This is a genomic window from Pseudoclavibacter soli DSM 23366, from assembly GCF_000423505.1.
GTDB lineage: Bacteria > Actinomycetota > Actinomycetes > Actinomycetales > Microbacteriaceae > Pseudoclavibacter_A > Pseudoclavibacter_A soli.
Window position 1 is genome coordinate 344,866 of the sequence record NZ_AUIC01000004.1, and the last position, 12,911, is coordinate 357,776.

At 64.4% G+C, this 12,911-nt stretch carries 14 protein-coding genes; 1 reads left to right on the forward strand and 13 read right to left on the reverse strand.

From position 1 onward, the window contains the following. Nucleotides 1-62 precede the first annotated feature (62 nt). From G557_RS0104525 to deoC, 12 genes are all read right to left on the reverse strand, one after another. Nucleotides 63-344, reverse strand: a complete 282-nt coding sequence (locus tag G557_RS0104525; protein ID WP_051224550.1) for a DUF3046 domain-containing protein — start codon at nt 342-344, stop codon at nt 63-65. Then, nucleotides 298-633, reverse strand: a complete 336-nt coding sequence (locus tag G557_RS0104530) for a helix-turn-helix domain-containing protein (protein WP_028245113.1) — start codon at nt 631-633, stop codon at nt 298-300. Before G557_RS0104530 ends, G557_RS0104525 begins: the two co-directional genes overlap by 47 nt. Nucleotides 634-810: 177 nt before the next feature. Further along, the gene (locus tag G557_RS0104535) at nt 811-1,143 is read right to left on the reverse strand and encodes a carboxymuconolactone decarboxylase family protein (RefSeq protein WP_036961134.1); all 333 of its coding nucleotides are present in this window, start codon (nt 1,141-1,143) and stop codon (nt 811-813) included. A gap of 78 nt (nt 1,144-1,221) precedes the next feature. Beyond that, nucleotides 1,222-2,058: a sulfurtransferase gene (locus G557_RS0104540; protein WP_028245115.1), complete on the reverse strand. Its 837-nt coding sequence runs from the start codon at nt 2,056-2,058 to the stop codon at nt 1,222-1,224. 47 nt (nt 2,059-2,105) lie between these two features. After that, complete coding sequence (locus tag G557_RS0104545) at nt 2,106-2,618, reverse strand: CinA family protein (RefSeq protein WP_028245116.1); 513 nt, start codon at nt 2,616-2,618, stop codon at nt 2,106-2,108. Next, nucleotides 2,615-3,223: a CDP-diacylglycerol--glycerol-3-phosphate 3-phosphatidyltransferase gene (pgsA, locus tag G557_RS0104550; RefSeq protein WP_084627000.1), complete on the reverse strand. Its 609-nt coding sequence runs from the start codon at nt 3,221-3,223 to the stop codon at nt 2,615-2,617. The genes G557_RS0104545 and pgsA overlap by 4 nt, the downstream gene beginning before the upstream one ends. Beyond that, nucleotides 3,202-5,853, reverse strand: a complete 2,652-nt coding sequence (locus G557_RS0104555) for a DNA translocase FtsK (RefSeq protein ID WP_028245118.1) — start codon at nt 5,851-5,853, stop codon at nt 3,202-3,204. The genes pgsA and G557_RS0104555 overlap by 22 nt, the downstream gene beginning before the upstream one ends. Before the next feature lie 70 nt (nt 5,854-5,923). Further along, nucleotides 5,924-7,645: a ribonuclease J gene (locus tag G557_RS0104560; protein WP_028245119.1), complete on the reverse strand. Its 1,722-nt coding sequence runs from the start codon at nt 7,643-7,645 to the stop codon at nt 5,924-5,926. Between the two features lie 144 nt (nt 7,646-7,789). After that, on the reverse strand, nt 7,790-8,782 hold the full coding sequence (gene dapA / locus G557_RS0104565; RefSeq protein WP_028245120.1) for a 4-hydroxy-tetrahydrodipicolinate synthase: 993 nt from the start codon (nt 8,780-8,782) through the stop codon (nt 7,790-7,792). A gap of 14 nt (nt 8,783-8,796) precedes the next feature. Next, a complete protein-coding gene (locus G557_RS0104570; RefSeq protein WP_051224553.1) occupies nt 8,797-9,258 on the reverse strand; it encodes a hypothetical protein in 462 nt (153 codons plus the stop codon). 3 nt (nt 9,259-9,261) lie between these two features. Next, complete coding sequence (gene dapB, locus G557_RS0104575; protein WP_028245122.1) at nt 9,262-9,972, reverse strand: 4-hydroxy-tetrahydrodipicolinate reductase; 711 nt, start codon at nt 9,970-9,972, stop codon at nt 9,262-9,264. A gap of 29 nt (nt 9,973-10,001) precedes the next feature. Further along, nucleotides 10,002-10,982 (reverse strand): deoxyribose-phosphate aldolase, encoded by a 981-nt coding sequence (gene deoC / locus G557_RS11730; protein WP_051224556.1) that lies wholly within the window; start codon nt 10,980-10,982, stop codon nt 10,002-10,004. 40 nt (nt 10,983-11,022) lie between these two features. Between deoC and G557_RS0104585 the strand changes: the two genes are divergently transcribed. Beyond that, nucleotides 11,023-11,742: a GntR family transcriptional regulator gene (locus G557_RS0104585; protein WP_028245123.1), complete on the forward strand. Its 720-nt coding sequence runs from the start codon at nt 11,023-11,025 to the stop codon at nt 11,740-11,742. On the opposite strand, the gene G557_RS11735 is transcribed toward G557_RS0104585, so the two are convergent. After that, on the reverse strand, nt 11,720-12,889 hold the full coding sequence (locus G557_RS11735; RefSeq protein WP_036961137.1) for a glycerate kinase: 1,170 nt from the start codon (nt 12,887-12,889) through the stop codon (nt 11,720-11,722). The two genes, G557_RS0104585 and G557_RS11735, sit on opposite strands and share 23 nt — an antisense overlap. Between the last annotated feature and the right edge of the window lie 22 nt (nt 12,890-12,911).

The window sequence follows — 12,911 nt, forward strand, 5'->3', positions numbered from 1 at the left end:
GAAATTTGCGTCTCTTCTCGGCTCTGTAGAAACAGTAGCAGAGCATTCGAACATTTGTTCGATCAGTGACGGGTGTGTTTGATCTGCGGCTTGCCGTTCCAACGCTCTCGCGGAACCTCGACCGCCTCGCAGATCGCCAGCCACACCTCTCGCGGATCGTCACCGCGGCGCAGAGCCTCTGAACCTGTAACGTCGCCTCGGGCAGTGAGTACAAGGTCATCGACCAACACTCGCCCATAGGCGTCGCCAAACTCATCAGCCACAAACTGCCAAAACTGGCTCAGGCGCACAAATGCCTCAGCGTACGGTGCGAGACAGCGGAGCGACGGTCTTGAGCAGATCATCGGGAATGGTGTCGGGAATGCCGGAGACCTCATCGAACGGCGTCTCGGCCATACCCTCGAGTGTGGCCATACGATCGCTCACCTGGCGCATGATGCGCGAGACCGGCACATCGAGCGCCTCAGCGACTGACGCGAGAATTTCGCTCGATGCCTCTTTCTGCCCGCGCTCAACCTCTGAGAGATACCCCAAGGCAACACTGGCGCGACCGGCAACCTGACGGAGCGTGTGACCGCGCTGCTGACGGAGATCACGAAGCACGTCGCCAAGCTCCTGACGAAGCAACACCATTCAGATCTCCTCTCTGGCCGGATACCCGACCTGAACGACACTCCCCACACGAGAGCGCTGCTCTCAGCGTAGTCGAAGACGCCTGTGCGAAGACTGTGCCGCTCTTGTGGCGTCACATCTGCCCATCGCGTCTCACAAGAGTGCAACGACCGATACCGTGACGCTATTCCCGAAGCGTCAGTGACGGTGTTCGGCTGCAGTCTGGAAAGCGATGCGCCCGTGTGCGAACGCGCCTCCAGCTCGCAGCGCCGCCGCAATCCATGCAGTCTCAGCAAGCTCCTGATCGCTTGCACCCGCATCAACAGCCAGTGCCGTGTGCCCTTCGATGCAGAACTGGCACTGCGTGGTCAGCCCCACCGCCAAAGCGATCAGCTCTTGATATTTGCGCGGAATCTCACGATCTTTCGAGAACACCGCATCGTTGAAGGCACCGAACGCCTTGAGTACGTCGGCGGTCTGCTCACGGTAGACCTTGCCATAGGCCTTGCTGGGATGCTGTTCTGCCATCATCTGCCTCTCTGATCGAATTCGTCTCAGTGTAGACAGAATCAGAGATTCAGATGAGGGTACAACCTTTGGCGCCGAGTCTCAGGGCCGATCACCGGTGGCTACTGGCAGCTCTCGGTGATTCGACCACTGGCTCCACGAGCCGGGGAACAACGTTGGCGAGAAGCCCGCCTGTGTCAGGGCGAAGACGGTGTGCGTGGCTGTCACCCCGGACCCGCAGTATGCCGCAACCGGAGCATCCGGCGCAGCCCCGAGCGCTTCGAACCGCGCACGAAGCTCGGCAGGCGAGCGAAAGAGCCCCTGCTCATCGAGGTTCGCACCCGTTGGCGCACTCACCGCACCGGGCACATGCCCTGCTCGCGGGTCAACTGGTTCATGCTCGCCGCGATAGCGGTCGGGTGTGCGGATGTCGAACAGCGTGTGATCTCGCGCAAACGATGCGACCTCTTCAAGGGAAAGCCTGGGAAGATGCCCGAATTCCACGGCGAAGTCGCCATCGCCTGGCGCCGCTGTCTCACCTGTCTCAAGCGCACCGCCGGCCCGCTGCCAAGCCGCAATACCGCCGTCGAGCAGACGCACGTCTTCGAAGCCGGCATCGCGCAGCAGCCACCACGCTCGCGTGGCGACCACTCCCCCGACCCCGTCGTAGACCACGACGGTGTCGCCCTGGTGCAAACCCCAGCGACGCACCGCGGCGCCAAAGAGCTCAGCTGAGGGCAGCGGATGCCGACCGAGCGCAGGGGCGGGCAGATCGGCCAACTCAGCGTCGAGGTCGACAAAGATCGCGCCTGGCAGATGACCGCTGAGATAGTCGTCATGGGTGTGGTCATTCCCCAGCTCCCACCGCACGTCAAGCAGCCGAAGCCCGGGCTCGTCGCTGCGTGCGGCCAGCTCTGCCGCACTGATCAGATCACTCATCTGCTCTCTGCTCTCTGCTCATCACCGGTCAATGGATGCCCGCGCCGTCAGCGCAGGTGCAGATCGACGTGTTCCCACAGGTGCTCGAGCGCCGCTGCGACCGTGGCCTCTCTGATGGCCTGACGCCCGCCACCGAAGTGGTGCGCGAAGTGCGTCACCCCCGACTGCGAGGCGAGCCCGATGAACACGGTGCCCGGCGGCTGATCGTCTTGCCAGTCGGGGCCTGCAACACCGGTCGTCGATATGCCGACCGTCGACACCAACGGGCCTTGAGCCAGACGCTCGCGAACGCCCAATGCCATCTCTTCAGCCACCTGCCCGTCGACCGCGCCGCGTTCTTCGAGCAGCGCCTTGCTCACGCCGAGCAGCCGGTGCTTCAGCGGCGTCTGGTAGGCCACAATGCCGCCCGCCAGCACTTTGGAGGCACCCGGAACATCGGCGATGGCCGCGGTGACGAGCCCTGCAGTGAGCGACTCGGCCACGGCGATGCTCAGCCCAGACCGCGCATACCGGTCGACGATGATGCTCTGCCGGGTGACCCGGGGTTCTTCTGCCATCATGAGTGGCTCCCTTCAGTGAGCGTACGGGCGCGGTGCTCTCGCACGCCGTCGACGACATACGCCGCCCCGCTGTAGACCGTCAGCACCAGTGCCAGCCCGATCAGCACCCACGTGGTCACGGCGAACCAGTGCAGCTGCAACACCAATGGCGCCAGCGCACAGGCGATGGCCACAGACTGCACCACCGTTTTGATTTTGCCGGCACGGCCGGCTGGCAGCACGAGGTGATGCCGCAACGCCACGAATCGATAAACGGTGATACCAACTTCGCGCAGCAGAATCAGTGCGGTGACCCACCACCAGATTTCACCCAGCAGACTCAGGCCGATGAGTGCGAGGCCAGTCATGCCTTTATCGGCGATGGGATCGGCCAGCTTACCGAAGTCGGTGATCTGCCCCCAGGCTCGAGCCAGGTGCCCGTCGATGCCGTCGGAGGCCATTGCAACAATGAACAGCACCGTGGCCCACCAGCGTGCGGCTCCGCCCTGCGAGGCGTCGGCCAGCAGCAGCCACAGCACAGCAGGTGCGAAAAGTATGCGCACTACGGTGATTGCGTTGGGCAGGTTCCAAGGTGAGGGCTCGTTCATCGGCCGGTCAGCTGCCATGCGTCCTCTCCGCTCTCGCCACGGCCGTCGTCGAGATCGTCGAGGTCGTTGGGGATCACCGGCGTGCGCGGGTCGACCCCGCGCTCGTCGGAGGAGTCATGCCCGATGACGGGCTCATGGAACCCCGACGTGGCCGGCACCGACTGATCGTCGGAGGCCGACGTTGCTGGGGCATCCTCAGTGTCATCGTAGATGCCCGCGCGTTCACCGCGCAGGAAGGCCAGCACATTGGGCAGTTGATCGGCTGGCACCAGCACGTCACGGGCTTTGGCACCCTCAGATGGCCCCACAATGTCGCGCGACTCGAGCAGGTCCATGAGTCGACCGGCTTTGGCAAACCCCACTCGCAGCTTGCGCTGCAGCATCGAGGTGGAGCCGAATTGATTCGACACCACAAGCTCAGCTGCCGCGAGCAGGTCTTCGAGATCGTTGCCGATATCGGCATCTATCTGCTTCTTCTCGGGTGCAGCGGTGACGTCTTCGCGATACTGCGGATTGGCCTGCTGGCGCACGTGCTCGACGATCGCATGAATCTCGCTTTCTTCGACCCACGCGCCCTGCACACGTGCGGGCTTATTCGAGCCCATCGGCGAGAAGAGCGCATCGCCCTGACCGATGAGCTTGTCGGCACCAGCCTGGTCGAGAATGACTCGCGAGTCGGTGACGCTGGTCACCGCGAAGGCCAGGCGCGAGGGCACGTTCGCCTTGATGAGACCGGTGACCACGTCGACGCTCGGGCGCTGCGTGGCCAGTACCAGATGGATGCCGCTAGCACGAGCCAGCTGCGTGATGCGCACGATCGAGTCTTCGACGTCTTTGGGCGCAACCATCATCAGATCGGCGAGCTCATCGACCACCACGAGCAGATACGGGTAGGGGCGCAGCACCCGTTTTGAGCCAGCCGGAGGCTGCACCTCACCGGCGACGACCGCGCGGTTGAAGTCATCGATGTGCTTGTACCCGAAGCCGGCCAGGTCGTCGTAGCGCTGGTCCATTTCTTTGACCACCCATTGCAGCGCGTCGGCGGCTCGCTTGGGGTTGGTGATGATGGGAGTGATCAGATGCGGCACACCGGCATAGTTGGAAAGCTCAACGCGTTTGGGGTCGACCAGCACCAGACGCACCTGCTCGGGCGTGGCCCGTAACAGAATCGAGGTGATCATCGAGTTGACGAAGCTCGATTTACCCGAGCCGGTAGAACCGGCCACCAGCAGGTGCGGCATCTTGGCCAGGTTCGCCAGCACAAACCCGCCCTCGACGTCTTTGCCCACCCCGATCGTCAGTGGGTGGTGACTCTTCTGAGCGGCGGGCGAGCGCAGAATGTCGCCCAGATGCACGGTCTCGCGATCCCGGTTGGGAATCTCGACGCCGATGGCTGACTTTCCGGGAATGGGTGAGAGGATGCGCACGTCGGCACTGGCCACCTGATAGGCGATGTTCTTGCTCAGCGCCGTGAACCGCTCGACCTTGACCCCCGGCCCGAGCTCGATCTCGTAACGAGTGACCGTTGGGCCGCGGCTGAAGCCGGTGACCTTGCCATCAACACCGAACTGCTGCATCACGTCGGTCAGCTGCGCGATGACCTCGTCGTTGACCGGTGTGCGCGCCTGCGCGGGGGCACCGTGGCTCAACAGCTCTGGGCTCGGCAGCACATACGGGTGCTCAGGGTCATGCGCCGCCTGCGGCTGAGGCACGAAGTCGTCGGGCTCGTCCGGGTCGGCGGCCACCTCGGTCACGCCTTCGCTGAGCACCTCAGTGTGCGAGGCATCGGCTGCGTGCACCGTGGCCGCGGGTTCGTCAGGAATATCGAACAGTGCAGCCACGTCGGCAGCAGTGCTCTGCTCGTCATCGCGTGCACGGCGGGATGCTCGGGCTGGTTTGGCAGCCTTCGTCTTCGGCTGGCGTTCAGCGCGCGTGGTCGGCACCACACGAGTCTGCCCATCGTGCTCGCCGGTGGGTTCGACCCCGAACATATACCCGTAAAAGCCCCGCAGCCGTTCAAGGATCTTGGTCGGCGGAGTCTTGGTCATAATCAACAGAGCCAAGCCGACCAGTGCAATGAGCACCGGTACAGCAAACCATGCCGTGAGCAGCATGGGCAGATACGCCATGGTGTAGCCGATGACCCCACCGGCCGACGCGAGCGCCTGCAGCCCGTCTTGTGCCGGGCTCGGGTTGCCACCGAATACCTGCCAGACACCGGCCAGTGCGGCCATGAGCAGCGCGAGACCGATGCCGATGCGCCCCGAGTCGCTTCCGCGAGCGGGGTGGTGAAAGAGCCAGAGGCTCAACAGGCCAAAGATGATCGGCAGCACAACGGCGCTGCCGCCGAAAGCTGCACCAAAGGTGAAAGTGTGCAGCCTCTGCCCCACCGTATTCGTGGGCAGAAACCACTCGACGACGATACCTGCGATGGCCAGCACGAACAGCGCGAACGGAAACCCATCGCGACGATCTTCTGCGGCCACCTTATCGGGTGCGAACGCTCGCGCGGCCGCACCGACCCCATGCGCACACGCGGTGAGCAGCCGAACCATTCCCGGGCCGAACCCTTGGGCAGTGTCGTCGACTCGCTTCGGCGTCGTTTTCGACGACGTGCCTTTGGGCGTGCTGGAGGACTGACGAGCCATGCAGTCCACGCTACCGGCGGCAGCCGCTCAGCGCACGCGCACACACGGAGGTGACGATTATTGCTCGCGGTCAGTCGCTCTCGATGGCGCGTTCGACGTCATCAACGGTTTCTGCCGGCAGCACGATGGGCACGATCATCGGCTTGCGACGCAGACGCTGACTGACCCAACGCCCAAGTGTGCGGCGCACGATCTGCTGCAGGGTATGAGTGTTGCGCTCTCCGTCGGCATAGGCATCGGCGATAGCACGCTCAATCTTCGGCACCACGTCGTCGAACACGTTGTCGTCTTCAGCCAGACCGCGAGCTTGCAGCTCCGGACCAACCACGAGCTTGCCGTTGGCCAGGTCAATGCCGACGATCGCCGTAATGAACCCTTCGTTGCTCAGCGTGCGGCGGTCGCGCAGATCGTCTTCGGTGATCTCTCCAACAGACTGTCCGTCGACGAAGATGTGGTCGTTGCGGTACTGCCCGGTGACTTTGACCCCGTTCTTCGACAGATCGACGACGGTGCCGCATTTGGCCACCACGACTTCGGCCGGGTCGACGCCGGTGTCGATGGCCAACTGCGCGTTGGCACTCAAGTGACGGAACTCGCCGTGCACCGGCATGGCGCGCTCGGGCAACACCACGTTGTAGAACTGCAGCAGCTCGCCAGAGTTGCCGTGGCCGCTGACGTGCACGTGGGCGTTGCCCTTGTGCACCACATGCGCGCCTTTCTCAGAGAGGCGGTTGATCAGCTGGAAGACCGAGGCCTCATTGCCTGGAATCAGCGAGGAGGCCAACAGCACGGTATCTCCCTCACCCACCTCGATCTGCGGGTGGGCACCGTTGGCGATGCGCGACAACGCGGCCAGTGACTCGCCCTGCGAGCCGGTGCAGACGTAGAGCACGCGATCACGCGGCAGCGAGCCGGCTTTCTTGAGGTCGACGAGGGTGTTGCGCGGAATGTGCAGATAGCCGAGCTCTTCGGCAATGCCCAAGTTGCGCACCATTGAGCGCCCCACGAACACCACCTTGCGCTTGGCTTTGACCGCCGCGTTGACAATCTGCTGCACACGATGCACGTGTGACGAGAAGGTCGAGACGATGACCTGACCGGTGGCGGCGAGCACTGTCTGCTCGATGGCCGGACCGACGCTGCGCTCTGACTCGGAGTGCCCGGGCACGTCGGCATTGGTCGAATCCATCAGCAGCAGGTCGACGCCTTCGGCACCGAGTCGACCCAACCCTTGGAAGTCGGTGACCCGACCGTCGATCGGTGTCTGGTCGACCTTGATATCACCGGTGTGCAATACCGTGCCGGCCGGGGTATGGATGGCCACAGCCAGGCAGTCGGGAATCGAATGCGTCACGGTGAAGAATTCGAGTACGAACTCACCGACAGTGAGGCGGTCACGAGCCTCCACCACGATTGACTCCGGTTTGATGCGGTGTTCTTTGAGCTTGGCCTCGGTGAGCCCCAACGTCAGGCGTGAGCCGATCAACGGAATATCGTCGCGCAACTTCAGCAGGTAGGGCACGGCACCAATGTGGTCTTCGTGACCATGGGTGAGCACGAGCGCCTCGACATCGTCGAGTCGATCGGCGATAGCTGAGAAATCGGGCAGGATCAGATCGACACCGGGCTGCGAGTCTTCGGGAAAGAGCACGCCACAGTCGACGATGAGGATGCGGCCGTTGAGCTCGAACGCCGTCATATTGCGCCCCACCTCGCCCAGCCCGCCCAGCGGGATGATGCGCAGTGTGTCTTTGGCGAGTTTGGGTGGCTGCTGAATCACAATTGCAGACATAGATCACCTTCCATGAGGTCTCTTCACAGACCTCTGATTGCGCAGGCGCCCAGGCGCCCGCTTTCTTCTCTCGATCATCCGCCGGGGATGATCTGTACAGCTGAGTCGCCTGTTGTGCGTCGGTGCGCGGTGCGCGCCCGGCGCTCAGGCGTTTCGTCGCGCAGCTCCGGGGATGCGCGGCAGCGCGCCGCCGGCCGCGGCGTTGCGGTCGGGGCGGAAGTCGCTGAAGTCAACACCTGGAATGGCAGTGACCGCGTCGATGTCGCGCTCGATCAGCGCAGCCTCGGCGTCTTCGGGGCCGACCAGCGGCAGACGCACCCGCGGACTGCCAATGCGACCGAGCCCATGCAAGATGTATTTGGTCGAGACGGTGCCCGGAATGTGCGTCATGGTGGCCCGCACTAGCGGCTCGAGTGCTCGATGGACAGCAAGTGCTCGGGCGAAGTCGTTGTCATTGACTGCGTCGAACAGTTCGCGGTAGGCCGCCGCAGCGATATTCGCGGTCACACTCACCACACCGGTGGCACCGATGGCGGCATGCGCCAGCGCATGTGTGTCATCACCGGAGTAGTAGGCCAAATCGGTCTCGTTGAGCACGCGTGATGCCTGCGCGAAGTCGCCCTTGGCATCTTTGACTGCCACGACGTTAGGGTGCTTGGCTGCGCGCAGAATGGTCTCGTAGGCCAGCGGGATGCCCGCGCGGCCCGGGATGTCATAGAGCATGACTGGCAGGTCGGTTGCGTCGGCCACCAGACGAATGTGTGTCAGCACACCCGCCTGTGTCGGCTTGAGATAGTACGGAGTGACCAGCAGGATGCCGTCGGCTCCGGCTTGTGCCGAGAGCTGCGCCAGTTGGATCGCGTGCGCGGTCTCATTGCTCGGCCCGCCAGAGATGATCTTGGCACGACCGCCAGCGACCTGTTTGGCGACGCGCACCAGCTGGATTTTCTCGTCGTCGGTGAGCGTCGAGGTCTCGCCGGTGGTGCCGCTGACCACGATGCCGTCGGCGCCCTGACTCACGCAGTCGTCGATGAGTGATTCGACTCCAGCCCAGTCGACTTCGCCGTCGGCGCGCATAGGAGTGACCACGGCGACGAGCACCTGGCCCAAACGATCGATGATCTGAGTATCTGGCATCGCCTTAGCTTACCTCAGCCCTGCTCGGCCCGGGCCATGCGAATCGCGCCAGTGATCGCCCGCCGCCCGTCAGAACGATGCCCGGCGGCGTCTTGCATGAGCCCCAGTCGCAGCAGCGACCGCCAGTTGGGGTCGGCCTCGGCTGCCTCGATCAGTCCAGGCACTCGCTGCTCGGCGACGTCTCGATCGGCTCGGCCGCTCGGGCGCACCGGGAGATCGTCGGTGGGCAGGCCTTCTTCGGCGGCCAGCTGCCCGATGAGCTTGTTCGCACCTCGCGCAAACGACACTTCCGCCCAGATCGTGTAGAGCCCCAGCAGCGGAAACAGCAGCAGCACGATGCCCATGACGCGGGCCACCCAGTCGTCGAGCGAGACCAGCACGATCGCATGCTGAAACAGGCTGAAAATGTAGACGAGCAGAAAGGCGATGATCACCAGCGCCCAGATCAGCGACCGCCGCTGCAGCTTTGCATCCATGTTCTAGAGGCCGATCACGTCGGCTAACCCGACGGTCAGCCCGGTGTGCTCACGAGCGAAGAGCACCGAGCGCACGATGCCATCGCGATAGGCGTCAATGCTGATGGTGTCGTGACGAATGGTGAGCGTCTCGGCGGTGCCACCGAAAATCACCGATTGCCAGGCGTCAAGCCCCTGCAGACGCAGCGCGTGCACCGGAATACCCTCGACCACTTGACCGCGGGCAGTCTGGTCGGTGTTGGGCTGATCGTACGGGCCGTGCGCCGCAGCGATCAGCTCGGCGGTGCGCACGGCAGTGCCCGATGGCGAGTCTTTTTTGCGCGCCGGATGCGCCTCGACCACCTCGACCGAGTCGAACAGCGGTGCGGCCAGCTCAGCGAGCTTGGTGCCGAGCGCCGACCCCACCGAGAAGTTGGGAATGATCACCAGTGCAGAACGGTCTGCCAGCGGCGCGACCTCAGCGATGCGCTCGGCGTTCCAGCCGGAGGTGCCCACCAACACGTCGATGCCTGCGGCGAGCGCATGACGAACGATGCGCGCACTGGGCTCATAGTGAGTGAAGTCAACAACGACGTCGGCACCGTCGAGATCGGTCAGTGGGCTGTGTGAGTCGAGTGCTGCGTGCAGCGCGAAACGCTCGTCGTTGTTGATGATGTCTTGCACCAGGCGGCCCATTCGGCCGGTGGCGCCGGTCACTGCGATCTTCACGGTCATGCAGTCAGTCTAGCGACGACCTCTGACAGCTAGCGCAGTGGGTCGACTCGAGCGATCACATCGTCGAGCAGACTCGATGCGCCGAAGCGCAGGTGGTCGGCATCTGCTCGCTGCGTCCCGTTGAGTGCTCTGGCCAAGTGCAGGTACTGCGCCGCCTGCGCCACCGTGCGCACTCCTCCCGAGATTTTGACACCCACATCGAGCCCGGTTTCGTCTCGCCAGTGGGCCACAGCTTGCAGCAGGATGGCCGCAGCCGCCGGCGTCGCACCGTGGCGACCCTTGCCAGTCGAGGTCTTCAGCATGTCGGCACCGCCCAGCAGTGCGATGATCGCAGCACGAAACACCAGATCGTAGGAGGGCAGGTCGCCGCTCTCGAGAATCACTTTGAGACGTGCACGAGTGCCATCTGGGCGCTGAACAAGCCTGCGGGCCAGCGCCACCCAGTCGTAGACCTCAGCCCATCGCCCGGCGAGCAGCGCTCCCCGATCAATCACGATATCGACTTCGTCGGCACCGGCAGTCACCACATGAGACATCTCGGCGGCACGCACGGCGAGCGGCGACCTGCCGTGCGGAAAGGCTCCGGCGACTGCAGCGAGAGCCACCTGCCCGGCGTCGGGCAGCGTCGCCAACTCGCCCTGTGCATCCAGCGCCTGACGCGCAGTCGACACGAGGTCGGCATGCACACACACCGCTGCCGTCGACGGCAGACCGTGCCCAGGGGCAACGGCTTTGGCGACAAGCGCCTGCACTGACTCTGGAGTGTCTTCGGGACTGAGCGAGGTGAGGTCGATGAGTGCGGCGATCACGGCAAGGTCTTGCGGGCAGAGATCGTCACTAACTTCGGCAATACGTGCGGCGACCCACGGATCGAGCTCAGCCGCACGTACCTTCGGCAGGGTGTCGAGCAATGCCCCGATGTGGGCATCGTCTGCCGGGCCGTCGAGCAGCCGCAGCGCGATCGCGGCGGGGTCATGAGGGATGTCCGAGGCAGGCGCTTGGGTGAACATGCCGTCAGTCTATCGACCTCACCCCGGTACCATTGAGGGCATGCCCAGCTCATCAGTGCCGCTCAAGTACGAGCGCATCGCCCGCGCCCTGGCCGCTGACATCGCCAACGGCGTGTTTCCCATCGACGAACCGCTGCCCAGCGAGGCCGCGCTCGTGCAGCGTTTCTCGGCCAGCCGCAATACCGTCAGGCAAGCACTTGCGGCCCTGGCCGACCAAGGCCTGATCGTGACCAGACCCGGCGTAGGGTCGTTCGTCGCCTTTCAAGCTGTTGAAGTCGAAGACGAGCTCGGCTGGGCTCAGGCGATTCAGCAGCATGGTGTAGTCAACCGAGTGCGCCTGCTCGGCATCACCCAGGCGCCAATCGAGTCGCTCCCCGCTGAGATCCGTGCCACCACACGCACCGAGTCGTCACATCTGTGGCTGATCGAGCGGGTGCGCCAAGTCGTCGGTGACCGAGTCATCTCCCTCGAACGGTCGCTGGTGCCCGCGGTGCCCACCCTCGGCGATCTGCCTTTGCGGGGCTTACGCGATGATTCCATCCTGCGCACGCTCGACGACGCTGGTCTCGCGGCCGCCGAGGGCGAGCAGTGGGTTGAAGTCGGGCAGCTTGCCGCCGCTGATGCCGAGGTGTTCGGCCAGCCCGCCGGCGATACAGTGCTGGTGTCACGATGCGTGACGCACACCAGCGAGGGAACGCTCGCTGAATATGCCGTCTCGGTGATGGATCCAGGCTTCTTCAGGCTGCATCTGACGTTCTGATCAGCGCCCCCCGCCCGGCACGCAGCAGCGCGGCTGCCTGCGCAGCGGTCTCGCGAAGCCTCTGCGCAGCGGTGTCGCGAAGCTGATCAAGCGTCGCTGGCCCGCCCGCGATTGACAGCGCCGCAGTCAACCCCGATCGTCGCACTGCCGCAGCGTCGAGCTCGACGCTGCCGGCCAACGCGATGACCGGGGTGCCGACGTCTACGGTGCGCGTCACATAGTCAATAACTTTGCCATCGAGCGACTGAGCGTCGAGACGGCCTTCACCGGTAAAGACGAGATCTGCTCGGGCGAGCGAACTGTCGAGACCAATGATCTGAGCCACCAGTTGCGCGCCGGGCTGCAGCTCGGCCGCACGCACGCTCACCAGAGCCAGTGGCAGCCCGCCGGCAGCGCCCAGTCCTGGACGCTCGCCGAAGGTGTCGTCAGCAGAGAGCAGTGCAGCTGCTCGGCGCAGCCCGGCATCAAGCTGCCGAATGTCTGACGCGTTAGCACCTTTCTGCGGCCCGAAGACCGCGGCCGCGCCCTGTGGGCCGGCCAGGGGATTCGTCACATCGACGGCGGCCACCCATTCGGCGGCCAGCGCACGCTCGTCAAGCCCGGAAAGGTCGACCGTGGCGAGATGCTGCAGCGCGCCGCCGCCCTCAGGCAGCGTGTTGCCAGCTGCATCGAAGAATCGCGCGCCGAGCGCACGCAGCAGCCCCACACCCCCATCGGTGGTTGCCGAGCCACCGAGGGTGAGCACGATGCGGTGCACACCGCGGGCCAGTGCATCCAACGCGAGCGTGCCCACGCCGGCAGTGGTCGCCTCAAGCGGACGAAGAGCGACATCGCTGACTGCCGGCAGGCCGTTAGCCTGCGCCGCTTCGATAAGCGCAGTCTGGCCGTCGGCACTGATGGCATATTGTGCCTCGCAGGGCCGCCCAATCGCGTCGGTGTTCTTGACCCGAATCGGCTCGACCTGCCACTGATCGAGCACCGCGTCGAGTGTGCCCTCACCGCCGTCGGCGAATGCGAACGAGTCGATCACGAGATCTGCGTCAGCCGCACCCCACCCGGCACGCACTCCGGCAGCAATGGCCTGCGCAGCCTCGCGGGCGCTCAGACTGCCCTTGAATGAGTCTGGTGCGATCACAATGCGTGTCATGCGGATACCCTACCTGCTTACC

Coding starts and splice junctions, on each gene's coding strand:
- G557_RS0104535 (WP_036961134.1), bottom strand. CDS start 1,143: ATGATGGCAGAACAGCATCCCAGCAAGGCCTATGGCAAGGTCTACCGT.
- G557_RS0104545 (WP_028245116.1), bottom strand. CDS start 2,618: ATGATGGCAGAAGAACCCCGGGTCACCCGGCAGAGCATCATCGTCGAC.
- G557_RS0104560 (WP_028245119.1), bottom strand. CDS start 7,645: ATGTCTGCAATTGTGATTCAGCAGCCACCCAAACTCGCCAAAGACACA.
- G557_RS0104530 (WP_028245113.1), bottom strand. CDS start 633: ATGGTGTTGCTTCGTCAGGAGCTTGGCGACGTGCTTCGTGATCTCCGT.
- G557_RS0104555 (WP_028245118.1), bottom strand. CDS start 5,853: ATGGCTCGTCAGTCCTCCAGCACGCCCAAAGGCACGTCGTCGAAAACG.
- deoC (WP_051224556.1), bottom strand. CDS start 10,982: ATGTTCACCCAAGCGCCTGCCTCGGACATCCCTCATGACCCCGCCGCG.
- dapB (WP_028245122.1), bottom strand. CDS start 9,972: ATGACCGTGAAGATCGCAGTGACCGGCGCCACCGGCCGAATGGGCCGC.
- dapA (WP_028245120.1), bottom strand. CDS start 8,782: ATGCCAGATACTCAGATCATCGATCGTTTGGGCCAGGTGCTCGTCGCC.
- pgsA (WP_084627000.1), bottom strand. CDS start 3,223: ATGGCAGCTGACCGGCCGATGAACGAGCCCTCACCTTGGAACCTGCCC.
- G557_RS0104585 (WP_028245123.1), top strand. CDS start 11,023: ATGCCCAGCTCATCAGTGCCGCTCAAGTACGAGCGCATCGCCCGCGCC.
- G557_RS11735 (WP_036961137.1), bottom strand. CDS start 12,889: ATGACACGCATTGTGATCGCACCAGACTCATTCAAGGGCAGTCTGAGC.
- G557_RS0104525 (WP_051224550.1), bottom strand. CDS start 344: ATGATCTGCTCAAGACCGTCGCTCCGCTGTCTCGCACCGTACGCTGAG.
- G557_RS0104540 (WP_028245115.1), bottom strand. CDS start 2,058: ATGAGTGATCTGATCAGTGCGGCAGAGCTGGCCGCACGCAGCGACGAG.
- G557_RS0104570 (WP_051224553.1), bottom strand. CDS start 9,258: ATGGATGCAAAGCTGCAGCGGCGGTCGCTGATCTGGGCGCTGGTGATC.